We start from the raw sequence: 22,972 nt of genomic DNA on the forward strand, positions 1-22,972 counted from the left end.
TCATGATGACTACCTCTCTCCGTTTTTGTTGTTTCCAATTTTACAGGAAAAGAAAAGTTAATGCAAGATTTACTTTCTTTACTAATCCTTATAGTTTGCTGGAGAATCATCCCACTTATCAACATCATCAGGAGCACCCTTAGGGTTATTCCATTTGAACATATCATAAGTTAAGGTTCTTTTATCTTGATCTAAACTATCAATTTTTTTAACATCATCAGAACTTAATTCAAAGTCAAAAATATCACTATTTTGAATGATTCTCTTTTCATGAGCAGACTTTGGAATTGTAATGATATGATTTTGCCAATCCCAACGTAAAATAATTTGAGCTGCGGATTTGTTATACTTATTGGCAATTTCATTAATTGTAGGATCGTTCAAAGCAGCTCCGCCACCAAGTGGAGACCAGGCTTCAACTTGAATTCCGTAATGATTATCGAATTTAATAATATCCTTATCTTGGCAAAGTGGATTGTATTCCATTTGATTTACAGCTGGCGTTACCGTTGCATGATCTAATAGATTCTTCATCCGTTTATTATTAAAGTTAGAAACCCCAATTGCTCGAACTAACCCTTCATGATACAAATGTTCCATGGCTTTCCAAGTATCAATGTACTTATCATCAACTGGCCAATGCATCAAATAAAGATCAAAGTATGATTGGTCCAAACGTTTCAATTGCCCCTTAATGGCATGAATCGTAGAATCATATCCTTGATCTCCATTGAATACTTTCGTTGTTAAAAAAATATCCTTTCGATTTAAGTTATTTTCTTCAAGTGCTTCTTTAAGTCCGGCACCAACACCGGCTTCATTTCCATATTGTTTAGCAGTATCAATTAAACGATAACCATTTTTGATTGCTGCCTTTACAGATTCCTTTGCGGAATTATTATCCGTCTTCCATACCCCTAAACCTAAGCGAGGCATTTCAACACCGTTATTTAACTTTGTGGTTGTTCTTAATCCGTCCATCAATAAAAACCTCCTTAATGTTAATCTACAATTGCCATTATAGAAAACATTTCCAGGAGGTTTCAAGTAATCTGCTTATTAATATCCGTTGGGATGCTTTTTTGTCCATTGCCATGCATCAGCAATAATTTTATCCATATCATCATATTTTGGCTGCCAATTAAGTTCTTTTCTTGCTTTTGTAGAATCAGCAACTAATTTAGCCGGATCTCCAGGTCGACGGGGAGCAAACTTACTAGGAATTGGTTTCCCAGTTACTTTACGAGCTGCTTTTAAAATGTCTAAATTTGAAAAACCAGTCGAAGAACCAATATTATAAGCATCGGACTTATTAGTGCTTAATAGTTTTTCCATCGCTAAAATATGAGCATCGGCTAAATCAACAACATGCACATAATCACGAACGTTGGTCCCATCATTAGTTGGATAGTCATCACCATAAATTTGGAGCTCTTTTCTTTGACCATTTGCAACTTGAAGAACGATTGGAATCAAATGCGTCTCCGGATGATGAACTTCGCCGATCGAAGCATCTAAACTTGCTCCCCCAACATTAAAATAGCGCAACGCAATCGATTTAATGCCATCTCCGACATCAGCCCAATGCGTCATTTGTTCCATCATCAACTTGCTTTGCCCATAAGTGTTAGTTGGATGTTTAGGAGCATCTTCTTTAATTGGTAATTGATCTGGTTGTCCATAAACTGATGCTGAGGACGAAAAAATTAGATTTTTAATATTATAATGGTGCATCGCTTTTAAAAGTTGTAACATTCCATACACGTTATTATCAAAATAATTCAGGGGTTGACTCATTGAATCCTTAACGATTGATTTAGCTGCAAAGTGCATTACACAAGTGATATTTTCATTTTCAAAAACTCTTGATAGATCCTCTAGATTACGCATATCGCCGTGAAAAAAATCTGCTCGGGAATTCACGGCACTTCGATGACCGGTTGAAAGATTATCTAAAACTGCAACTGAATAATCTTTTTGGAGCAAATTTTGAACGGTTTGAGAACCAATATAACCTGCTCCACCGATAACTAAAACTGTCATTCTTACACATCCTTAACTATATGTATCTTTTATTATCAAAGAAAATCCTCTTTTTCGCAACCTTCTATAAATAATCAATTCTATTTCTTAAAGAAATAAGCTATACTATACCTAATTCTATCCAATTTATTGCAAAGGAGTTTGAACTATGAAAATTTTAATGTATAGCGTTCGTCCAGATGAACAACCAGCCATTGACCAATGGGCTGCTCAAAACCATGTTGAAGTTGATACCAATAGCGAAGAAATTGATGCTGAAAACGTCAAAGAAGCTAAAGGGTATGATGGTATCTCAGTTCTTCAAACTGGCGATGCCAAAGATGAAGCAATCTTTAAACAACTTCATGATTTTGGAATTAAACAAATGGCCGTCAGAAGTACCGGTTATGAAAATTATGCGATTGATACCGCCAAAAAGTACGGAATTACTATCACAAACGTGCCTGCGTACTCTCCCCGGTCAGTTGCTGAAATGACATTGACCCATACAATGATGGCGCTTCGTCATCTGCCTAAAATTATGAAACAAAATCAAGAACATGATTTTAGTTGGGCTGGTCTAGAAGCTCCTGAAATTCATAATCTTACTGTTGGAATCGTTGGGGTTGGTAAAATTGGCTATACCGTTGCGAGAATTTTTAAAGCATTAGGAGCAACCGTTATTGGTAACGATATTTATCACCGTCCAGATGTGCAGGATACTCTTGAATATGTCGATTTACCAACCCTTCTTAAAACTGCTGATGTTATAACAATGCACACGCCTTTATTACCAGATACGACCCACTTAATTAGTGCAAAAGAATTTAAAATGATGAAAAATAGCGCCATTTTTATTAACGCTTCACGAGGAGGCGTGGTAAATACTGCTGATTTAATTGATGCTTTAAAGGATCATGAAATCGCAGCAGCTGGTTTAGATACAATTGAGGATGAAGCTGATATTTTTGGTCGCAATTTAAAAAATCAAAAAATTGATAATCCCTACCTAGATCAATTATTAGCTATGGATAACGTTTCTTTAACTCCTCACGTTGGTTTTTATACCGATATGGCTGTTAAAAACATGGTCGTAATTGCATTAGATAATGCAAAAGCTATTATTGAAGGTAAAACACCGTTCAGTCCAGTTAACTGATTTAAATAATAAAAAACGATCCTCAAAAACGAGGATCGTTTTTATATTCCAATGTGGTAGGCTTTCATGAATAAATAAATCGCTAACCCAAATGTACAAATTGAAATAACAACCTTTAATTTTTCTTTATTAACGTGGCGAACAATGATCGGACCAATGTATCCACCTAATAACATTCCCAATCCTAAAGAAGGAACGATTGCCCAATTAATTTCATGAGCAGTAATAAAAATTGTAATACTAGATAAAGAAGCTCCTAAAATAACAATATTTCTGACGGAACTATTGACTCGAAAAGAAGCATGACTAATCACAGCTAATAGGGCTAAAAATAAAACACCAGAAGCTGCCCCAAAATAACCACAATAAATTCCAAGAATAAACATTGCAATTGCTGAAAATAGATCAATCCAAAACAATTGCTTTTTAGTATGATGATGTCTTTTATGCTTCTTATTTGGTCTTAAAATCAATCCTGCAGCAATTAAAATAAAAAAAGGGACGATTTTAGCAAATGAAGCATTCGATTCAACAGAAACAACTTTTGCTCCCACAAATCCGCCCAGCATAACAAGAAAGAAAAAAATCAACGTTGTTTTCCAATATCCTTTAAGATCTTTTGCCGATTCTGGAATTGAACCTAAACCAAGAAAGACCTGTGATGTTAAATTAGTCATATTTGCAACTACTGGTGGTAATCCCATAATCAAAAGAGCCGGATACGAAATCAATGAAGCAATCCCAATCACGGTCCCAAAAATTCCAGATAAAAAGCCAATAATCAAATAAAGTAGACTTTGTAAAATAATAACGATTCACTCCTATAAATTAGATGCAATCCTCATTATAAGACGAATCGTTATTTTTCGATACAAATTTATTAAAATAATTAAAATGGTTTATAAAAACGACCATGGTCTAAAAACATGAACCAAATCCCAACGATAACAATCAATAACGTTAATAATAGCATTAAATAATCATTTCGTCGCATTGGCTGTTGCATGTACCAGCTCCGTTTTTTCCCATTTCCAAAGCGCCGTAATTCCATTGCCTGACTAATCACTTCAATTTTATCTAAACTGGTAAATATTAAGGGCATAATAATTTGGGTTGCACCCTTTAACCTTTGGGATAATTTTCCTTTTTTGGACATTTCATATCCGCGGGCTTGTTGAGCATCACTTATTTCCTTATAGTCCGATTGAATGTCAGGAATGTACCGTAAAGATAAGGAAACAGCATAACTAATCCGATATGGAACCTTTAAACGATTTAAGCTTGCAGCAAACTCACTTGGATTTGTGGTAATCAAGAAAATCAGTGCTAATGGTACCATCACAACATATTTCAAAGCTAAGTTAAATTCATAGAATAACTGCTCCCACGTCAGCGTGAAGTAACCACCCGTTCCAAGAATAATATGGGTAGTACCATATAATGCTGTTCCATGCATTGGTGAAAAAATAAAGACCATGATCAAGTTTAAAATTGCAAATGAAATAATGATACTAACCACTAATTTTACTTGTTGCCATTTAATATGGGCTTGTTTGAATAAAATTAACGATAATATCAATACTCCAATGATGAACCGTGGATCATAACTTACCATTGCAATAATTGAAATAGCTAAAAAAAACACTAATTTAGTACTACCAGTTAAACGATGAAGCCAAGTCGTCCCGTGATCGTACCCAAACAAATTATTATTCATCTTCTCCACCACCTAGTTCGTATTTAATCACGCTTTTGGTAAAACTTAATGGATCTAAATTAAAGCGTTGTGCTAAGGTGAATAAACTGGTTGGTAATAAATTAGCTGCTCGACATAAATTCTGGTTAGATAATACTTTTGATGGTTGAGCATCAGCTAAGATTTTTTCATTGCCTAATACCACCGTTCGATTGGCATATTCTAACATCAAATGCATATCATGTGTAATAAATATCATTGTCATCCCATCATGATTTAATTTCATTAGAAATTGCATCATTTGATTATAGTGTTGAAAATCTTGCCCTGCAGTTGGTTCATCTAAAATCAATATTTTAGGTTTTAAAACTAAGATACTGGCAATCGTAACCCGTTTCTTTTGACCAAAGCTAAGAGCAGAAATTGGCCAATTCCGATATGGATATAATCCACAAATCTTTAAAGCTGCTTCCACTCGTTGTTTAATCTCAGATTTACTAAAGCCACGTAGTTTAAGTCCTAAGCCAACTTCATCGCGAATCATTACTTTACTAATCATCTTATCGGGATCTTGCATAATATAACCGATTTCATCAGCACGTTCTTTAATCGATTGATCAGATAACGATTCCCCTGCTAATTTCATGGAACCAGATTGTGGTTTAATGAATCCCGCAATCAATTTGCTTAAGGTTGTCTTACCAATCCCATTTCGACCAACAATTGCTAACCGTTCTCCCTGATTCACAGTTAAATTAAAATCATTTAAGATTGGATGTTGCTGGTCATATTTAAAGTCCAAATGATTTATTTCCAATAACGGTTTGGCTTCAATTTGTTTCACATGTAACTTTTGATCATCGATATGTTGTAGTGATTGCGCTAAGTTTGGAGCGCTAATCTTTTTAGGATCATCAACGTGTTCTACATTTTCTAAATCAACATGCGCAGCTTTTAATGCTTCTAAATATAATGGTTCCCGTAATCCTAATTCATTTAAGATAGATTTCTTTAGGATCACTTCTGGTTTATCATCGGCAACGATTTTACCGTCATTCAAAACGATCAACCGATCAATTGGTTGTGTTAAGACCGCCTCTATTCGATGTTCAATGATAATCATCGTTTGATGGTATTGTTGCTGCAAATCATTAATTAATTGCATTGTTTGATGTCCAGTTGCTGGATCTAAAGCTGCTAGTGGTTCGTCAAAAAGCATCGTTTCAGCATTATCGATCAACACCCCAGCCATTGCGACCCGTTGTTTTTGGCCACCAGAAAGAGCTTGGGGCGCTTGGTCTAATAAATCTACAATAGAAAGATTTTGGGCCCATTTTTTGACATCTTGATGCATTTTATCAACATCATCATCGTCATTTTCCTCTCCAAATGCAATATCTTCAGCTGTCGTTAAGCCAACAAATTGATTATTGGAGTCCTGTAAAACTGTTCCTACTTTTAATGACAATTCTGCAATACTGGATTTAGGAACGTCAATTCCATCTACCAAAACTTGACCTTTTAATTCCCCTTCAATTGCGTGTGGAATTAATCCATTGATTAAGTTCCCAAGCGTTGATTTTCCCGATCCGGAAGGGCCAGCAATTAAAACGCGTTCCCCCTTATTAATAGTTAAATTAATATTTTTTAACGTCGGTTCTGCCTGACTATAATACTGAAAAGTAACATCTTTAAATTGAATTTGTGGTTTTACCATTATTCTTTTCTTAAACTACCTTTCTTCGTTCTTGAAGCAGCGTAAGCAATCAATAAAATCGTTCCAATTACACCTGTTGATAAACTATTAGTGATTGCAGAAACGATTCCCTGCAAATATACTTTATTTGCTGGTTCTGAATAAATCAAAATATCACCAGTCGGCGCGATCAATGCCCACCCGATAATATTAACGATTACTTGATATACATTATAAAAAACAATTTTACCAATTCCAAAATAACCTTCCCGAATTTTGATGATATTCTTTAAGAATCCCATCATCATCCCTACAAATCCAGTTGTAATCACCCATGACCACCAAGGCATCCCAAATTGAGTAAAGTCATTTAATGCATGGCCTAAAAAACCAATCATAAATCCAGCTAATGGACCATATAAAACTGCAATAAAACCTAGAAAACCATACGAACTATCAATATTTGTGTTTGGAATAAACGTTGGAATTGAAACCCACCGTTTTAAGAGGAATAAAATTGCTGTTCCAATTCCAATTGCAACTACCGTCTGAATTTTGAGATGTTGTCTTTTCTTCAAATCAGTCACCTTTTTCATTCTATTTCAACGTTTTCAATCAATAATTTTAATCATATCGACTTAATTTACAAAAGTCAATTTCCCTCTTTTAACGTTAATATCTCCATTATCAGTATAAAATGAATAATACCGTGCCGAACCGGTGGGAAGGTTGTTAAATACATTTGCATTCCCATTATCACTATAAGAATTAATCAATGCAATTTTAGGATAATCTATCCATCCAGTTATATCCCCATCATTCGTCAGTACCTTAAAAAGATGAGCTGAATTTTGATGTTTAAAATAAACATGCCCTTCATTCGTCTTTAACCATAACTTATTCCACTTTACTAAATTCAAATTAACATTGCTACTATCACTTATAATTTGACTAGGCCGCCTTGTAAAAAGAGAATTATTAATATTAATTGTTCCACTACTCGTTGTGAGGTTTAACATTGTTGCACGGACATCATTAAAATTGATCTGACCTTGCTTATTATTGATCAACAGTTGGTGATCACTAGTAAAATTATCAAAATTTAAATTCCCTGAACCAGCAATCAATTCTAATTTCTTAATCCACAAGTTTTTAATCTGGACGTCCCCTGTTACATTAGGATTCTTACGAATCAAATAATGTAATTGACGCCCACGTTTTACATAGATCGTAATTTTTTGATCCATTATTTTACGACTGGAAAAACGAAAGGGACGAATTCGGGTATCTTGATCAGCAGAAAGGATAATTTTCTTTCCAATCTGTTTTATGTGAACCCGCTTATTTTTTTGAGCTTTTACAACAATTCGATTAGTATTTCCTTTTTCTATGTTAACTGGCAAATTCGCATCTAAATGAATTGAAGAGAAAGGATGGACTGTTCTGGTGTAGTGCTGTTCAGTTGATTTAAGCTGATATTCAGTCTTAATACCATGATAATAATATAACGGAAGTCGCCAAATTATGATTCCTAAAATAATAATAATTATTACAATTGCCAACAACCATTTATTTACTCGTTTTACCCTCAACGTTCCACCCTCTTATGTATAAAAAGGCATTGATCCAAATCTAATTTGGTCAATGCCTAAATTTTATAGATCATTAATTCTATTTTACTCTTCTAAATGCTAAAACAGCATTATGACCACCGAAACCAAGAGAATTACTTAATGCAAAATCAACATCATGCGATTTCTTGTTTTCATCGGTAACTAAATCAACTTTAACTTCTGGATCCTTATTTTCTAGACCAACGTTAACAGGCATTTGGTTTCTTTGAAGTGCTCCAACTAAAATAACAGCTTCTAATCCACCAGCAGCTCCTAAAGCATGACCAGTTTGGCCCTTAGTCGAACTTACCTTAACATGATCATTATCTTCATTAAATAAAGTGTAAATTCCATTAGATTCGGAAGAATCATTTCCATGAGTTGAAGTTCCATGAGCATTGATGTAATCAACATCATCTAATCCCATATCACTTTCCGCAATTGCTTGTTTCATCGCTCCAATTGCGCCACTTCCATCAGGACGAGGTGCGGTTAAATGAAATGCATCACTAGTGGTTCCATAACCAGTAACTTCAGCTAAGATGTTTGCCCCACGGTCAAGAGCATGTTGGTATTCTTCGAGGACTAAAGTCCCAGCACCTTCACCCATAACGAAACCGTTACGATCTTTATCAAATGGAATCGAAGCTCGCTTAGGATCCTTGGTGTCCGATAAAGCAGTTAATGAAGCAAAACCAGAAATTCCTAATTCGTTAATGGAGGCTTCACTTCCCCCACAAATCATGTAAGTTGCCTTACCTAATTTAATATGTTCAAAAGCATCTCCAATTGCATTAGTTCCAGTTGCACAAGCTGTAACAACAGCTTCAGAAACATTCCGTGCATCTAAATTGATTGAAATATTACCAGCAGCCATATTAATAATTGAGTTGGTAACAAAGAATGGTGAAACCCTTTTTGGCCCTTTATCATGCATCTTGATGGCTTGTTCTTGGATCGTAGTTAAACCACCAATTCCAGATCCATAGATAACTCCAAGATCTTCAGGCTTATATTCACCCTTCTTCAGACCAGCCATTTCCATTGCTTCCATTGCTGAATAAACAGCATAACGAGAAAAGTCATCCATTCGTTTGGAAACTTTTTTAGGAAGTCTTTTCAATGGATCAAAGTCTTTAACTTCAGCCGCATTGGTAATCCCAGTATCAGTTGCATCAAAATGAGTAATTGGTGCAATTCCAATTTTGTTTGCAAAAATATTGTCTAAGAAAGTTTTTGAATCATTACCTAACGGTGTAACGGCTCCGATTCCAACTACAGCAACACGATGTTCCATAAATGGACCTCCTATTTTCTCTTAACGTCTGGTACGATGAATGATAATTCAGCTTGGCTAACTTTTTTATCTTCAACATAAGCTGCACAATCAACAATTCCCATGTTGCTACGTTGCTTTTTCATCGTAACCTTAAACTTCAAAACGTCACCAGGACGAACGATTTTTCTAAACTTAGCTCCACTAATGGAACCTAAGTAAGCAGTTTTATCTTTGTATTTCTCACTCTTTAAAATTAAAATTGATGCAACTTGAGCCATTGCTTCAATTTGTAATACACCAGGCATAACTGGATTCCCAGGAAAATGTCCTTGGAAATAGTTTTCGTTAATCGTAACGTTCTTAGTTGCAACGATTGATTCATCTGGATTTAATTCGTCAACCTTATCAATAAATAAAATTGGATAACGATTAGGAATTAAATCCATAATTTCAGTAGTATCTAAAACAGCCATTTTAATATTTCCTCCTAGTTTTGTGCAACAGCATATTGAGCAATCGTACCAACGTACTGATCACCAATATTTAACGGTGAAAGTTTAATCAAGCGTCCATAACGTTTCGCATATGCAAAGTTCTTTAAATCGATTTGCATACTTCGAACACCACCTGGTAATCCCATTCCAGTTAACTTTAAAACGGCTTCTTTGATTGTCCAGATTTTAAAAGTCATCCTAACTTGTTCATCATCAGATAGTGTTTTCAAATAATTCAACTCATCTCTTCTAAAACCACCTTTAATGCGGCGATAATCAAATGGACGAATTTTTTCAATGTCCGCACCAATTTCATAACGAGCAGTAGCAAGCACCACCATATCGTAAGAATCAGCAATATTATATTGAAAAGCACCCGACTTTAAACTAGGTTTCCCATGGGCTCCATAATTAAACTTTTTTCGATCATACGTTTCTCTAACATCAACGCCTAAATAGTCAGCTAATAAAAAGTGACCAACGATCGACTGCCGTTTATTGTATTTTTGATTAGATAATTGATACTTATCAAAAACAGATCGATAACGTAGGTTTTGAATTGTATCACTATAAATTGTAACCATAATTAAATGATTAAATGAACCCCATTATCAACATAAATTACATCCCCTGTTACACCGCTAGAAAGGTCACTCAATAAGAAGGCAGCAGTGTTACCAACATCTTCAGGTGTAACACTCTTACCGTTTACAGTAAATCCTTCGGACATCTTCAATAGATCACTATGGTGTTTGATTCCAGTTACCGCAAGTGTCTTAATAGCACCTGCAGAAATAGCATTTACTCGAATGTTCTTTTCTTTTCCTAATTCAGCTGCAAGATAACGAACTTCAGCTTCAAGTGCAGCCTTAGCAACCCCCATCATGTTGTAGTTAGGAATTGCTCTAACTGAACCAATGTAAGTTAAGGTCATGATACTGCCACCTTCGTTCATAATTGCACTTGCATAACGAGAAGCTGAAATAAAGGAGTAGGCACTAATGTCTTGAGCCAAATTATAACCATCTTTTTTAACGTTCTTAACACCGTTTTCAAGGGTTTCTTTATCAGCAAAGGCAATGGCATGAATCAAACCATCAATGTTACCAACCTTGTCATGAATTTCTTTGAATGTATTTTCAACATTACTATCATCAGCAACGTCACATTCAAACATCAATTGACCATCTTCAGTAATTTTATCCAATTGGCGCTTTAGACGTTCGTTTTGGTAAGTTAAAATGACTTCAGCACCTTGTGATTTAAGAGCTTTGTAACAACCGAAAGCAATACTACGCTTGTTGGCAACACCCATAACAACAAATTTTTTACCTTTTAATAAGTCTGACATTTTTTCTACTCCCTAATTAAAATTTCGATATCTTTGATGACGATTACTTAATAGTTCATCAACTGACATTTTTTGTAATTTTTTAAATTCATTACTAACCGTTAATTTAAATTTTTTTAAATCTGAATCATTTTGTACTTCTGGAATGATTTTATCAATAATATTCTCTTTTAACAAATCTTCGGGAGTTAGACCCATTTGTTCAGCAGCTTCTCTAGCTTTACTAGAATCTTTCCATAAAATGGTAGCGTAACCCTCTGGAGATAAAACAGAATAAATACTGTTTTCAAAACTCCAAACTTGATCACCGACCGCTAAAGCAAGTGCACCACCACTACCACCTTCACCAACGATGACACTAAGGTATGGAACCGTTAAATTTAATCCTTGAATAATTAATTGAGCGATCATATATCCTTGACCGTGATATTCGGCATCCATTCCTGGATAAGCTCCAGGGGTGTTGATCAACGTTAAGATGGGGCGGTTGAACTTCTCGGCTTGTTTCATTAGTCGTAGAGCTTTTCGATAACCATCTGGTTCAGCGGAACCAAAATGTCTTTCAACATTTTCTTGGGTCGTAAGTCCTTTTTGAATCCCCACGATTGTCACTGCTTGACCATTAATCATCCCAATTCCAGCATAAACAGCAGGATCATCACCATAACAATGATCTCCATGAAGTTCGATGAAGTCCTCTGTAATTCCGGAAACTAGCTCTTGAATCGTTATTTTATCACTACTTCTAGCTGCTAAAACCCGATCATAAGCTGATTTTGGCTTAGTCATATGAACCCTCCTTATGCATTCTCAACAATCGTGACAAGAAACTCTTAAGCTCAGGGCGGCGAACAATGGCGTCCAAGAACCCATTCTTAAGTAACGTTTCCGCTTGTTGAAAATCTTTAGGTGGAATTTGTTGAATCGTCTTTTCAATGACTCTTCTTCCGGCAAATCCGATCAAAGCATGCGGCTCACTGATCATAATATCACCTTCCATGGCAAAACTAGCGGTAACTCCACCCGTTGTTGGATCAGTGAGGACAGAAATATATAATAATCCGGCTTTACTATGGTCAGCAACTGCTAGCGACACTTTTGCCATCTGCATCAAAGAGTGAACTCCTTCTTGCATTCTAGCACCTCCGGAGGCAGTAAATACTATTACGGGCAATTTCTCAATAGTGCATCTTTCAAATAGACGAGTCAGCTTTTCACCAGTTGCGGTTCCCAGGCTTCCCATAATGAATCGCCAATCCATCACTGCAATTCCGACTTTTTGACCATCAATAGTTCCAATTCCAGTTAACGGATTTTCATTCAATTCAGTTACTTTTCGTGCCTTTTCCAATTTTCCAACATATTTAGCGTCCTTTTGATAACTCTGAGGAGCTTTAATATCTTGATCAATTGGTTCGAATTCATCACAAATCATTTTAATTCTAGTTTGCGAACCAATCCGAAAACCAAAATGACAATTAGGACATTCAGAGTATGGACCTAATTGCTTATAATAGAAACTCTTTTCACAAATTGGGCATTTGACCCACAGGCCATCCGGAATTTGATTCATTCGCTCAGCTAAGGTCTTTGCATCTTCATTATTGTTCTTCATTTGTCTTTTTCAACCACGCTTTCAAAAATGATTGTTCAATGTATAAATTATTAAAATCACTTTCTTGGAAATGTTTATCAGCTAAAAGGTCAAGTAAGAATTGGCGATTAGTTTTAACTCCTTCGATCTGGAATTCCTTAATCACCCGTAACATCTTATTAACACCCTGCTTTTTAGTTGGCATATGAACAATAATCTTAGCAATCATTGAGTCATAGAAGGGAGAAATCAAATCGCCTTCAACAACCCCTGAATCAATTCGAACTCCCTTGGTGCCGACTGGAAAGTTCAGCTTAGTAATCCGTCCTGGCGAAGGCATAAATCCATGAGCTGGATCTTCTGCATTGATTCGACATTCTAACGCATAGCCGTTAACGTGAATTTGAGCTTGCGTAAATGGTAAGTCCTCACCGGCAGCAACTATAATTTGGGCTTTGATCAATTCAACATTCGAAACTTCTTCAGTAACTGTGTGTTCAACTTGGAGCCGTGCATTCATTTCCATAAAGTAAAAATGACCAGTCGTTTCATCCATTAGGAATTCCACCGTTCCAGTATTTTCATACCCAATTGAAAGGGCGGCCTTAGTAATCAATTTCCCTAGATGTTGACGGGTTTCTTCACTTACTTGCGCACAAGGACTTTCTTCCAAAATTTTTTGATGTGCCCGTTGAAGTGAACAGTCACGTTCAGGGAAATAAACCGCATGCCCATTTGAATCCGCAATTAATTGCATTTCAATATGTTTAGCATTGCTTAAGTCTTTTTCCATGTAGAGCGTGTCATCACCAAATGATAATCTGGCTTCACGTTTTGTATCTAAGTATATTGCTTCAAGTTGATCCGCAGTGTTGACCTGACGAATCCCCTTTCCACCACCACCAGCAGCTGCTTTAAGCATCACCGGATAACCAATTTCATCCGCCAGTTTCTTTGCCTCTGCTAAACTTTGAATTGCCCCATCACTACCGGGAATGGTTGGAACCCCATTTTTTTGCATTGTTTCCTTGGCATGAGACTTATTTCCAACTAAATCAATTACTTCTGAACTAGGACCAATGAACTTAATATGGCATTTTTCACAAATTTCTGCGAACTCAGCATTTTCAGATAAGAACCCATAACCGGGATAGATTGCTTCACTACCGGTCAAACATGCCGCATCAATAATTGCCTGCATATTTAAGTATGATTGGGCTGGTTCAGGTCCACCGATACAAACAGTTTCATCCGCCATCTTAACGAATAAGCTGTTCTTATCAGCAGTTGAGTAAACGGCAACCGCTTTAATTCCTAATTCATGTAAGGAACGAATTACTTGAACAGCAATTTCGCCACGGTTGGCGATTAAAACTTTTTTAAACATCTATCTCCTACGCTTTCTATTCGATTGCAAAAACTAGGTCAGCAGTACAAATCTCTTCACCAGAGCGATTAACGGTACAATGACCAACTCCTAAATGTTGTTTTAATTTAGTTAATTCAACATAAAGTTCTAGTTTATCACCAGGGCGAAAAGCATCTTTAAACTCAGCAGAACGAATTCCACCGAAAAAGACATTTTTGCCCTTGTATTCTGGCATTGAAAGTAAAGCAACGACTCCAGTTTGAGCTAAACATTCCAAAATAATTGGTTTAGGCATCTCAGGATGACCTTCTTGAGAAGAAAAGAACCATTCATTGATCGTTAGCAACTTAATTGCTCGCGAAAATTTACCTGGTTCCACTTCTTCAATTTTATCAATCATCTGAAACGGAAAACGTTGCGGAATAAAATCACTAACTTTATATTCCAAAACTAATCCTCCTCAACGTCAAAAATAGGTTGATCGTATTCAACCATTTCCCCATCATTAACAAGTTTTTTTGTAATCGTCCCAGTAACAGAACTCTTAACTTCATTAATGACCTTCATCGCTTCGATGACACAAACGGTTTCCCCTTTTTTAACGTGATCGCCAACTTCTTTATAAACTGGCTTTTTAGGGCTAGGGGCAAAATAAACAAGACCTACTAGTGGAGCCTTAATTTTAGCACCACTAGCAGCAGGTTGTTTAGGCGCAGTGGTTTGAGAATCAGCTCTCTTTTCATTGGACTGAGCGGGAGCGATTGGTTGTTCCTTTGGACGATCCAATTTACTAAAATAAACCTGACCGTCAACTCGTAATTCTTTCAAACTTGAATTATCGAATTCCTTTAATAATTGTTCGATTTCTTTGGCGTCCATTTTTGAAAAATCTCCTACTTGTTAATTAAATTGTCAGACCACCATCGATGGTGATTACTTGACCAGTAATGTATTGATTGTTCAATAGAAAAGCAACAACATCAGCAATTTCTGCTGGCTTTGCAAAACGACCGAGCGGAATTTGTTTAGACCACTTTTCAACGTTCTTATCGCTCAGTTTAGCAGTCATAGCTGTTTCAACCATTCCAGGAGCAACGGCGTTACAACGGATTCCACGAAGAGCACCTTCTTGAGCAGTAGTCTTAGTTAAACCGACGATTCCAGCTTTACTGGCAGAATAGTTCGCTTGACCAATATTTCCGTGAAGACCAGAAATACTGGACATATTCACAATGGCACCCTTTCGTTTCTTTTGCATAACTTTCATCGCATACTTAGTAACATTAAAAGTACCAACTAAGTTTGTCTTCAAGACCTTTTCAAAAGAATCTTCTTTCATTCGAGTTAATAACTTATCATCGGTAATTCCGGCATTATTAACAACGGCATCGATCGTGCCAAACTTCTCAACGATTGCATCGATCATGAACTTAGCTTCATCATCCTTAGCAACATCTCCGACCACAATTTCCATGTCTTGGTCAAAGTTCTTGTTAAATTCTTTGATTTCATCATCACTTAAATCGCGGTGAGAATTAATAATAACTTGATTCTTGGGATCTTTAGCTAAGCGTTGAGCTGTTGCTAAACCAATTCCTTTCATACTTCCAGTTACTAAAATTACGTTTTTTTCAGTCATTATGAGTTGGCCTCCAAATCATTGATTGCTTGTTGCAATGTTTCAACACTATCAACGTGATAGGTTGGTGCTTTAACAGTCTTTTTTGCTAACTTACTAAGCGTTTCACCAGGACCAATTTCAATAAATGCATCGATTGGATTTTCCTGGTTCAATTTTTCTAGGTCTTGTCTAAAATGCGTTGGGGTCACTAATTGTTTTACCAACGTATCCTTTAAATTAGATTTTGTAAATGGTTCGACAAGTGTATTACTCATCACAGTAACCTTTGGTTCTGCAAAATCAACACTTGTTAAACGATCAGCTAATTTATCACTTGCTAACTGCATTAAAGGAGTATGAGATGCAACTCGAACATTTAAAGGAACAATTCTTTTTACACCAGCAGCCTTTAGAGCATCGGTTGCTTGAGCAACTCCTTCGGCAGTTCCACCAATTACAGTTTGTTTAGCAGTATTAAAATTAGCTGGATAAACATTATCAATCTGCTTACAAATATCTTCAACAACTTTAGCATCGGTTCTCAATACAGCAGCCATTTTACCTGGATTTTGTTTTCCCGCTTCATCCATATACTTTGAACGATCAGCAACTAATTTTAGTCCTGAACTAAAAGATAGTGCTTCAGCAGAAACCAAAGCACTATACTCGCCCAGACTCAACCCAAGCATTGATGATGGTGCAGGAATTTTTCCATCTAATAGACGGGTAATACCAACACTCATCGTCAAAATTGCAACTTGAGTATTTACTGGATTATCAAAATTTTCTGGATTTGCAAGGTTTAAATTCAAGGTAGCTGAGGCTTGATCTACAGTTTCCCGATACTTTGTTTCGGTCTGATATAAGTCTTGGCCCATTTTTGCAAATTGACTTCCCTGACCACTAAATAAATAACAAAGATTCAAACTTAAAACCTCCAAAAAGAAAAACTATTTAGCGTCAACTTGTTTTGCAACGTAGTCAACTAATTCTTGAACAGTAGTCATATCATTATCAGTATCGATTTCGATATCGTATTCATCTTCCAAATCATCAATAATTTCAAAAATGTCTAAACTATCTAAATCTAAGTCATCCTTGAAGTTAGTTTCTAACTTAATGTCGTCAGCATTAACGTCATCAGTTTGGTCTTCTACAATACCCTTAATTTTATCAAAAATTTCATTCTTATCAGCCATAATTATATACACTCCATATCTTTTATTTTAAAATTTTACAATAACAGTTCCAACAGTTAAACCGCCACCAAACCCTGATAGGGCAATGGTGTCACCATGATTTATTTTACCAGCTTTTACTAGTTCATCCAATAGAATTGGTTCACTAGCAGTGCCGGTATTACCATATTGATCGATATTAACTGGGAAACGTTCATCAAAGTCTAAATGCATTCGACGAGCAACACTCTTAATGATTCGAACATTGGCTTGATGCAACACAAACTTATCAATATCATCAATTGAAATTCCAGCACGTTTGGCAGCAATTTTAATTGATTCTGGTGCAGAATGGGTTGCAAAGTCATAAACTTTTCGCCCATCTTGATGCACATAGTAATCTTGATCATCTTTTTGATCATTGAACGGACTTTCATCCTTAATATGTCCAGCAGTCAAATAGTGGCCTAAATTACCATATGTTTGTGAATGTTCCGCTAAGAATTGACCAGCACCATCATTAGATACCAAGACACCACCAGCACCATCGCCGAACAATACAGCCGTTGAGCGGTCGTGCCAATCAATCAATTTACTCATCTTTTCAGCACCAATTAAAATGCCCTTTGAATGGGGACGAGTAGCCAATAGCGAATGTAACACATCTAAACCCATAACGAATCCCGAACAAGCGGAACTAATATCAAATGCCATCGCATTTTTTGCATCAATTTCACCCTGAACAGTTGCTGCGGTAGCAGGAAACTGATTGTCAGGTGACATTGAAGTAACGATTAGAAAATCAATTTCTTCAGCTTGTGCGTGAGCCTTGATTAAAAGTTGCTTAGCAACATTTGCCGCGAGCGAAGTAGTTGTTTCTGTCGTTGCGATATGTCGTTGCGCAATTCCAGTTCGACGACGAATCCATTCATCAGAAGTATCCATCATATGAGTAAGATCCTCATTAGTAACTACCTTGTCAGGAACAGACGAGGCGGTAGCGATAATTGAAAAAGGACTCATAATTACTCCTTTAGTATCAAAGTGATACCTTTTTAATTTAGCATGTTGTAAATCAAATATATTACAAATAATATCGTAACCGATTTATTGTAAAATATCCAATTACTAACGATTTATTATAACATAAACAGCTCATTGATACATATTTTCCTAAGAAGGAGCTCCTATTTAAATATTGATGTGATTTTGTTATAAAATCAAACATCTGTAACACTCCTAACTCAAGTACTTGTAATTGACTTAAAAAAAGCACTTAACTATAATCAAGTTAGTACCAATATACCTTAATTAAAGGATGTTTATTATGGATAAAACAATTCAAGAAACTTACAACAATTGGACATCTCAAATCGATATGCCAGTTGAATTAAAAGCAGAATTAAATGAAATGAAAAACGATGACGAAAAGTTAACAGATGCATTTAGCGGTTTCTTATCATTTGGAACTGCTGGAATGCGTGGATTGATTGGAGCTGGAACCAACCGCATCAATACATATACGGTTCGTCAAGCTGCAGAAGGCTTAGCCCGATTAATGGATCAACTAGATGATAAAATCAAACAACGTGGAGTTGCAATTAGTTTTGATTCTCGTTATGGTTCCAAAGAATTTGCCTACCAATCTGCGATGGTATTGGGACATCATAACATCCCAACATTCGTTTTTGATGGGATTCGTCCTACTCCTGAATTATCATTTGCAATCCGTCATTTACATACATATGCCGGAATCATGATTACTGCCAGTCACAATCCAAAACAATACAATGGATTTAAGATTTATGGTCCTGATGGTGGCCAAATGCCCCCAAAGGAATCAGATCTAACCACGAAGTACGTTCGTGAAGCAAATGATTTATTTGCAATTCCGGTTACTCGGGTCAAAGAATTACGAAAACAAGGTTTATTGTCCATTATTGGTGAGGAAGTAGACCAAGCTTATCTTGATGAAGCTAAGAAAGTTAACGTTGATCATGAATTGATCGAACGAGTTGGTAAACATCTAAAATTTGTTTACTCGCCTCTTCACGGAACTGGAAAGATTTTAGCCCGTCGAGCACTCGAAACAGCTGGATTTGAAAATTACGTCATCGTTCCTGAACAAGCAGTTGCTGATCCTGAATTTCCAACGGTTACTCATCCAAATCCAGAATTTAAGGAAGCCTTCGATTTAGCAATTAAACTTGGTAAAAAAGTTGATGCTGATGTTTTGATCGAAACTGATCCTGATGCCGATCGGTTAGGTGCTGCTGTTCGTCAACCAAACGGTGATTACAAATTAATGACCGGAAATCAAATTGCAAGTGTAATGTTGAATTATATCTTACATGCAAAACAAAAGGCTAATGATCTCCCTGAAAATGGAATCATCGTAAAATCAATCGTTTCCACTGAATTAGCAACTAAAATTGCAGCAAATTACAATATCCCAACCAAAAATGTTCTAACTGGTTTTAAATTTATTGCTGAACAAATCAAGAACTACGAAGCAAACCATGATCACACTTTTCTATTCGGTTTCGAAGAAAGTTATGGATACTTAATTCGGCCTTTTGTGCGGGATAAAGATGCCATCCAATCAACGATGTTACTTGCCGAAATTGCTGCATACTACAAGGATCGCAATATGACTCTTTATGATGGATTACAAGAAATGTATCAACAATACGGCTATTTTGAGGAACAAACGATTTCCAAGATGTTCGAAGGAATCGATGGTTCTAAGAAAATGGCTCACATCATGGAGGAAGTTCGGGAAAATCCATTTACTGAATTCAATGGTCAAAAAGTTATTTCAACCGAAGATTTCTTAACTCAAACGAAGACTGATGAAAACGGCAAGACCAGTCAAATCGATTTACCTAAATCTAATGTTTTGAAATTCTGGTTAGAAGATGGAACTTGGTTAACGATTAGACCTTCTGGAACGGAACCAAAGGTTAAATTCTATATTGGAACGAATGATAAATCTGAAGCAGCTGCTCAAAAGAGACTCGATTCTTACGTTGAAGCTGTCGAAAAATTAATTGAAAAATTAATCATGAACTAAATTATTTAAGAAAACGACTTTTTAAGTCGTTTTCTTTGTAAGGAGATGAAATCAAATCGATAATCATGCAATTGATAAGTTAGCTCCGGACCATCACCAACTAACAAATGAACAAACTAAATTGATTCAAAAGATTGAACAGTTCACATCAGATCATCTTCACGATCAAAAGCACGCCGTTTTCACAATTTATGGTGATGCTGGAACTGGAAAAAGTGTTATTTTAAGTCAACTCTTTTATGATTTTCAACAATTACGAAAGCAACAAGGACCTTTTCAGGATACCCACAACTACTTTCTAGTCAATCATCCCGAAATTTTAAAAGTTTACAAACAAATTGCTGGAGACGAAAAGAATGTTTTAAAAAAGAACTTTAATCGCCCGACTTCATTCATTAATCAAATGAATAAAATGAATGGTCATTCTGATATTACAATTATTGACGAAGCCCATCTCTTGTTATCAAGAAGAGATGCATACAATAATTTTACGCAAAATAACCAATTACTAGAAATTATCAAACGCAGTCAAGTCACAATTATTGTTTTTGATCCACGCCAAGTTCTAAGGACCAAAAGCTTTTGGAGTACTAAACGCTTAAAAGCATTGTTGAAGCCTTATACTAACGGTGAGTACCACTTAACCCATCAATTTAGAATGAGTTGCAGCGATGAATTGGTTAAATGGATCAATAACTTTACTGATGGAAAATTAAGCCCCATTCCACAAAATGCTGATGATAATTATGATTTTCGAATTTTTGATGATGCTGAAGAGATGCGCCAATTAATTGTTAAAAGAAATCAAGAATTTGGATTATCACGAATTGTCTCAACATCTGGATACCCATCAACACTAGATGGTGGTCAACATTTTATCCAAGAAGGTCGGTTTAAAATGCCATGGGATCAGTATAACTATACCCAAATTCCTTGGGCTGAAAAACCGGAAACAATCAATGAAGTCGGTTCAATGTACACTTGTCAGGGATTTGACTTGAACTATGTCGGTTTAATTTTAGGGCCACCAATTTTATATCGTAATCAACACATTGATGTTGACCTCAGCAAGTATACTGACGTTGAGTCCCTCAAAAAACGACCTGACATCCCTGATCAAAAAGAATTCACTCAAATTAAAAAACAACTGATTTTAAATTCTGTTAATGTTTTGATGAAGCGTGGCGTCAAAGGATTATATATTTTTGCTCATGATTCCGAACTCAGAAAAGCACTTCTTGATTCGTATCAACAAATCAAACACTAAAAAAAGACCAGTTGTAACTGGTCTTTTTTGATTTTAAAGTTCTTTGATTGGCGTGTTTCCATCAGTAATAACAATTGTTTTACGAATCGTTCTTTTATTATTTAATATTTGAACTAACACTTGGGCAACATTAGAACGTGAAATTGATGAATCAGCAGATAATTCTTTGGGATCAAGATCTACTTTTTGACTAGGTTCATCATTTGAAAGCGTCGTTGGACGGATAATCGTATATTCTAATTTTGAACGACGTAAAAATTCATCCGCATAATGTTTAGCGATAAAGTAACCTTGTAACCCACTTTGCGGCCATAACTTACGATTATCACTATGAGCGGCGCTAACCATTAAGTAACGATTTACGTTAGCTTGCTCTGCTGCTTCCATCGTTTTGATCGCTCCATCTAAATCAATTGATAATGTTTTATCATCGCCTGTGTTCCCACCAGAACCAGCTGTAAAAATAATTGCATCTACAGCAGACCGTTTAAAAACGGTTGCCATTTCTTCTGGCATTGAATTTAAATCAAATTCAATTAGATCAATATTAGACAAATCCGCCCATTCAGTTAAATCGTTTTTTTGGCGTACTCCTGCTAAAACATGATATCCAGCTTGTGCTAATTGAGGAACTAACTTTTGACCCACGTGGCCATGAGCTCCAACTACAAATATATTCTTCATTTAACCCAACCTCCAATTATGATTTAAATTGCGTTTACATTTTAACAGTTGGAGCACTTAAAACCAATTAATTTAGCTTTGTAACGATTCGTAATATAGATGAAACTTCAATGTATTATAAATAGACTATAATTGACTTTGAAAGTAACTTAGGAGGAATCATTTTGAAAAGCGTTAAAAATTTATTTTTTATTTTAGTTGCTGTTGCTGCATTTTTTGCTGTCAAACCCCAAACGAATGCTAATGCTGCCGCTACTGGTAATAAAATTGCTGATGTTTCACAGTATCAAGGAAACATCAATTGGGCAAAGGCCTCAACTGATTTAAGATATGTAATCATTAGAGTTCAACACGGAACTCAATATTTAGATAGTAAACAAGCATACAACTCAAGACAGGCCGTTCGTTACGGAGTTCCTTTTGGGGTTTACGCTTTTTCTAACTTTAATAGTAAAGCTGATGCAATTCGTGAAGCAAAGGCCTTTTATCAACGAAGTAACAAGAAGACCAATTTCTATGTATTGGATGATGAAATTCATCGTAAAGACGCTTTTAGTTCTGAAAAGACGTACATTAACGCCTGGATCAGTACAATGAAGAGCTTAACGAATAAACCTTTGATCTTATATTCCGGTGAAAACTTTGCTAAAACTCATGGAATTAATGCCATTAGTTTTGATGGATATTGGATCGCTAATTATTCTCATAAACCAGCAATCAAAACTGATTTATGGCAATACACTAGTAAGGGAACGGTTAGTGGTATCAAAGGACGAGTTGATCTAAGTAAAATTACTAACCCTAGTAAAGTTGCTGATTGGTTCACTCATTCTAACGATGATAATATTACTGAATAGTTTGAATCATAAGAAAAAT

25 protein-coding genes are annotated in these 22,972 nt (G+C 35.9%); 4 read left to right on the forward strand and 21 right to left on the reverse strand.

Annotated elements, in window-relative coordinates:
* Positions 1-81: 81 nt before the first annotated feature.
* Both AC3B6G_RS02600 and galE read right to left on the reverse strand, forming a co-directional pair.
* The gene (locus AC3B6G_RS02600) at positions 82-981 is read right to left on the reverse strand and encodes an aldo/keto reductase (protein WP_489848876.1); all 900 of its coding nucleotides are present in this window, start codon (positions 979-981) and stop codon (positions 82-84) included.
* Between the two features lie 78 nt (positions 982-1,059).
* Positions 1,060-2,043 carry a UDP-glucose 4-epimerase GalE gene (gene galE, locus AC3B6G_RS02605; protein WP_489848877.1) on the reverse strand — a complete coding sequence of 328 codons (984 nt, stop codon included), beginning with the start codon at positions 2,041-2,043 and terminating at the stop codon, positions 1,060-1,062.
* A gap of 148 nt (positions 2,044-2,191) precedes the next feature.
* Between galE and AC3B6G_RS02610 the strand changes: the two genes are divergently transcribed.
* On the forward strand, positions 2,192-3,181 hold the full coding sequence (locus AC3B6G_RS02610; RefSeq protein WP_489848878.1) for a D-2-hydroxyacid dehydrogenase: 990 nt from the start codon (positions 2,192-2,194) through the stop codon (positions 3,179-3,181).
* Positions 3,182-3,222: 41 nt separating this feature from the next.
* On the opposite strand, the gene AC3B6G_RS02615 is transcribed toward AC3B6G_RS02610, so the two are convergent.
* The 18 genes from AC3B6G_RS02615 to AC3B6G_RS02700 all read right to left on the reverse strand — a co-directional run bounded on the left by AC3B6G_RS02615 (position 3,223) and on the right by AC3B6G_RS02700 (position 18,095).
* Complete coding sequence (locus AC3B6G_RS02615) at positions 3,223-3,966, reverse strand: sulfite exporter TauE/SafE family protein (protein ID WP_489848879.1); 744 nt, start codon at positions 3,964-3,966, stop codon at positions 3,223-3,225.
* A 104-nt stretch (positions 3,967-4,070) separates the two neighbouring features.
* Positions 4,071-4,898 carry an energy-coupling factor transporter transmembrane component T family protein gene (locus AC3B6G_RS02620; RefSeq protein WP_489848880.1) on the reverse strand — a complete coding sequence of 276 codons (828 nt, stop codon included), beginning with the start codon at positions 4,896-4,898 and terminating at the stop codon, positions 4,071-4,073.
* Positions 4,891-6,594 (reverse strand): ABC transporter ATP-binding protein, encoded by a 1,704-nt coding sequence (locus tag AC3B6G_RS02625; protein WP_489848881.1) that lies wholly within the window; start codon positions 6,592-6,594, stop codon positions 4,891-4,893. The genes AC3B6G_RS02620 and AC3B6G_RS02625 overlap by 8 nt, the downstream gene beginning before the upstream one ends.
* The gene (locus AC3B6G_RS02630) at positions 6,594-7,151 is read right to left on the reverse strand and encodes an ECF-type riboflavin transporter substrate-binding protein (RefSeq protein ID WP_489848882.1); all 558 of its coding nucleotides are present in this window, start codon (positions 7,149-7,151) and stop codon (positions 6,594-6,596) included. Before AC3B6G_RS02630 ends, AC3B6G_RS02625 begins: the two co-directional genes overlap by 1 nt.
* A 60-nt stretch (positions 7,152-7,211) precedes the next feature.
* Positions 7,212-8,165 (reverse strand): DUF4097 family beta strand repeat-containing protein, encoded by a 954-nt coding sequence (locus AC3B6G_RS02635; protein ID WP_489848883.1) that lies wholly within the window; start codon positions 8,163-8,165, stop codon positions 7,212-7,214.
* Between the two features lie 79 nt (positions 8,166-8,244).
* Positions 8,245-9,483 (reverse strand): beta-ketoacyl-ACP synthase II, encoded by a 1,239-nt coding sequence (gene fabF, locus AC3B6G_RS02640; RefSeq protein ID WP_489848884.1) that lies wholly within the window; start codon positions 9,481-9,483, stop codon positions 8,245-8,247.
* A gap of 11 nt (positions 9,484-9,494) precedes the next feature.
* Complete coding sequence (fabZ, locus tag AC3B6G_RS02645) at positions 9,495-9,938, reverse strand: 3-hydroxyacyl-ACP dehydratase FabZ (RefSeq protein ID WP_489848885.1); 444 nt, start codon at positions 9,936-9,938, stop codon at positions 9,495-9,497.
* A gap of 14 nt (positions 9,939-9,952) precedes the next feature.
* Positions 9,953-10,543, reverse strand: a complete 591-nt coding sequence (locus AC3B6G_RS02650) for a 4'-phosphopantetheinyl transferase family protein (protein ID WP_489848886.1) — start codon at positions 10,541-10,543, stop codon at positions 9,953-9,955.
* Positions 10,544-10,545: 2 nt separating this feature from the next.
* A complete protein-coding gene (gene fabI / locus AC3B6G_RS02655) occupies positions 10,546-11,310 on the reverse strand; it encodes an enoyl-ACP reductase FabI (RefSeq protein WP_489848887.1) in 765 nt (254 codons plus the stop codon).
* A 12-nt stretch (positions 11,311-11,322) separates the two neighbouring features.
* Entirely contained in the window at positions 11,323-12,099 is a 777-nt protein-coding gene (accA, locus tag AC3B6G_RS02660; protein WP_489848888.1) for a carboxyltransferase subunit alpha, read from the reverse strand.
* The gene (locus tag AC3B6G_RS02665) at positions 12,092-12,925 is read right to left on the reverse strand and encodes an acetyl-CoA carboxylase carboxyltransferase subunit beta (RefSeq protein ID WP_489848889.1); all 834 of its coding nucleotides are present in this window, start codon (positions 12,923-12,925) and stop codon (positions 12,092-12,094) included. The genes accA and AC3B6G_RS02665 overlap by 8 nt, the downstream gene beginning before the upstream one ends.
* Positions 12,912-14,291 carry an acetyl-CoA carboxylase biotin carboxylase subunit gene (locus AC3B6G_RS02670; RefSeq protein ID WP_489848890.1) on the reverse strand — a complete coding sequence of 460 codons (1,380 nt, stop codon included), beginning with the start codon at positions 14,289-14,291 and terminating at the stop codon, positions 12,912-12,914. Before AC3B6G_RS02670 ends, AC3B6G_RS02665 begins: the two co-directional genes overlap by 14 nt.
* Before the next feature lie 16 nt (positions 14,292-14,307).
* Entirely contained in the window at positions 14,308-14,721 is a 414-nt protein-coding gene (locus AC3B6G_RS02675) for a 3-hydroxyacyl-ACP dehydratase FabZ family protein (protein WP_489848891.1), read from the reverse strand.
* A gap of 2 nt (positions 14,722-14,723) precedes the next feature.
* Entirely contained in the window at positions 14,724-15,152 is a 429-nt protein-coding gene (locus tag AC3B6G_RS02680) for an acetyl-CoA carboxylase biotin carboxyl carrier protein (RefSeq protein WP_489848892.1), read from the reverse strand.
* A 25-nt stretch (positions 15,153-15,177) separates the two neighbouring features.
* The gene (gene fabG / locus AC3B6G_RS02685; protein ID WP_489848893.1) at positions 15,178-15,912 is read right to left on the reverse strand and encodes a 3-oxoacyl-ACP reductase FabG; all 735 of its coding nucleotides are present in this window, start codon (positions 15,910-15,912) and stop codon (positions 15,178-15,180) included.
* Positions 15,912-16,820 (reverse strand): ACP S-malonyltransferase, encoded by a 909-nt coding sequence (locus tag AC3B6G_RS02690; RefSeq protein ID WP_489848894.1) that lies wholly within the window; start codon positions 16,818-16,820, stop codon positions 15,912-15,914. The genes fabG and AC3B6G_RS02690 overlap by 1 nt, the downstream gene beginning before the upstream one ends.
* 24 nt (positions 16,821-16,844) lie before the next feature.
* Positions 16,845-17,093 (reverse strand): acyl carrier protein, encoded by a 249-nt coding sequence (locus tag AC3B6G_RS02695; RefSeq protein ID WP_489848895.1) that lies wholly within the window; start codon positions 17,091-17,093, stop codon positions 16,845-16,847.
* A 27-nt stretch (positions 17,094-17,120) separates the two neighbouring features.
* Entirely contained in the window at positions 17,121-18,095 is a 975-nt protein-coding gene (locus AC3B6G_RS02700; RefSeq protein ID WP_489848896.1) for a beta-ketoacyl-ACP synthase III, read from the reverse strand.
* A 304-nt stretch (positions 18,096-18,399) separates the two neighbouring features.
* On the opposite strand from AC3B6G_RS02700, the gene AC3B6G_RS02705 reads away from it, so the two are divergent.
* Together AC3B6G_RS02705 and AC3B6G_RS02710 are read left to right on the forward strand one after the other, a co-directional pair.
* The gene (locus AC3B6G_RS02705) at positions 18,400-20,145 is read left to right on the forward strand and encodes a phospho-sugar mutase (protein ID WP_489848897.1); all 1,746 of its coding nucleotides are present in this window, start codon (positions 18,400-18,402) and stop codon (positions 20,143-20,145) included.
* Between the two features lie 55 nt (positions 20,146-20,200).
* The gene (locus AC3B6G_RS02710; RefSeq protein ID WP_489849558.1) at positions 20,201-21,412 is read left to right on the forward strand and encodes a DUF2075 domain-containing protein; all 1,212 of its coding nucleotides are present in this window, start codon (positions 20,201-20,203) and stop codon (positions 21,410-21,412) included.
* 33 nt (positions 21,413-21,445) lie between these two features.
* Here AC3B6G_RS02710 and AC3B6G_RS02715 read toward each other — a convergent pair whose 3' ends face one another.
* Positions 21,446-22,096: an SDR family oxidoreductase gene (locus AC3B6G_RS02715; RefSeq protein ID WP_489848898.1), complete on the reverse strand. Its 651-nt coding sequence runs from the start codon at positions 22,094-22,096 to the stop codon at positions 21,446-21,448.
* Between the two features lie 164 nt (positions 22,097-22,260).
* Here AC3B6G_RS02715 and AC3B6G_RS02720 point away from each other — a divergent pair, with 164 nt between their 5' ends.
* On the forward strand, positions 22,261-22,953 hold the full coding sequence (locus tag AC3B6G_RS02720) for a GH25 family lysozyme (RefSeq protein ID WP_489848899.1): 693 nt from the start codon (positions 22,261-22,263) through the stop codon (positions 22,951-22,953).
* Positions 22,954-22,972 lie beyond the last annotated feature (19 nt).

The sequence above is a fragment of the Nicoliella sp. ESL1149 genome (assembly GCF_058107265.1).

Excerpts from the sequence above, each read along its gene's own strand:
- AC3B6G_RS02600 (WP_489848876.1), bottom strand. The coding sequence starts at position 981 with ATGGACGGATTAAGAACAACCACAAAGTTAAATAACGGTGTTGAAATG.
- galE (WP_489848877.1), bottom strand. The coding sequence starts at position 2,043 with ATGACAGTTTTAGTTATCGGTGGAGCAGGTTATATTGGTTCTCAAACC.
- AC3B6G_RS02610 (WP_489848878.1), top strand. The coding sequence starts at position 2,192 with ATGAAAATTTTAATGTATAGCGTTCGTCCAGATGAACAACCAGCCATT.
- AC3B6G_RS02620 (WP_489848880.1), bottom strand. The coding sequence starts at position 4,898 with ATGAATAATAATTTGTTTGGGTACGATCACGGGACGACTTGGCTTCAT.
- AC3B6G_RS02625 (WP_489848881.1), bottom strand. The coding sequence starts at position 6,594 with ATGGTAAAACCACAAATTCAATTTAAAGATGTTACTTTTCAGTATTAT.
- fabF (WP_489848884.1), bottom strand. The coding sequence starts at position 9,483 with ATGGAACATCGTGTTGCTGTAGTTGGAATCGGAGCCGTTACACCGTTA.
- fabZ (WP_489848885.1), bottom strand. The coding sequence starts at position 9,938 with ATGGCTGTTTTAGATACTACTGAAATTATGGATTTAATTCCTAATCGT.
- AC3B6G_RS02650 (WP_489848886.1), bottom strand. The coding sequence starts at position 10,543 with ATGGTTACAATTTATAGTGATACAATTCAAAACCTACGTTATCGATCT.
- fabI (WP_489848887.1), bottom strand. The coding sequence starts at position 11,310 with ATGTCAGACTTATTAAAAGGTAAAAAATTTGTTGTTATGGGTGTTGCC.
- accA (WP_489848888.1), bottom strand. The coding sequence starts at position 12,099 with ATGACTAAGCCAAAATCAGCTTATGATCGGGTTTTAGCAGCTAGAAGT.
- AC3B6G_RS02665 (WP_489848889.1), bottom strand. The coding sequence starts at position 12,925 with ATGAAGAACAATAATGAAGATGCAAAGACCTTAGCTGAGCGAATGAAT.
- AC3B6G_RS02670 (WP_489848890.1), bottom strand. The coding sequence starts at position 14,291 with ATGTTTAAAAAAGTTTTAATCGCCAACCGTGGCGAAATTGCTGTTCAA.
- AC3B6G_RS02680 (WP_489848892.1), bottom strand. The coding sequence starts at position 15,152 with ATGGACGCCAAAGAAATCGAACAATTATTAAAGGAATTCGATAATTCA.
- fabG (WP_489848893.1), bottom strand. The coding sequence starts at position 15,912 with ATGACTGAAAAAAACGTAATTTTAGTAACTGGAAGTATGAAAGGAATT.
- AC3B6G_RS02695 (WP_489848895.1), bottom strand. The coding sequence starts at position 17,093 with ATGGCTGATAAGAATGAAATTTTTGATAAAATTAAGGGTATTGTAGAA.
- AC3B6G_RS02700 (WP_489848896.1), bottom strand. The coding sequence starts at position 18,095 with ATGAGTCCTTTTTCAATTATCGCTACCGCCTCGTCTGTTCCTGACAAG.
- AC3B6G_RS02705 (WP_489848897.1), top strand. The coding sequence starts at position 18,400 with ATGGATAAAACAATTCAAGAAACTTACAACAATTGGACATCTCAAATC.
- AC3B6G_RS02715 (WP_489848898.1), bottom strand. The coding sequence starts at position 22,096 with ATGAAGAATATATTTGTAGTTGGAGCTCATGGCCACGTGGGTCAAAAG.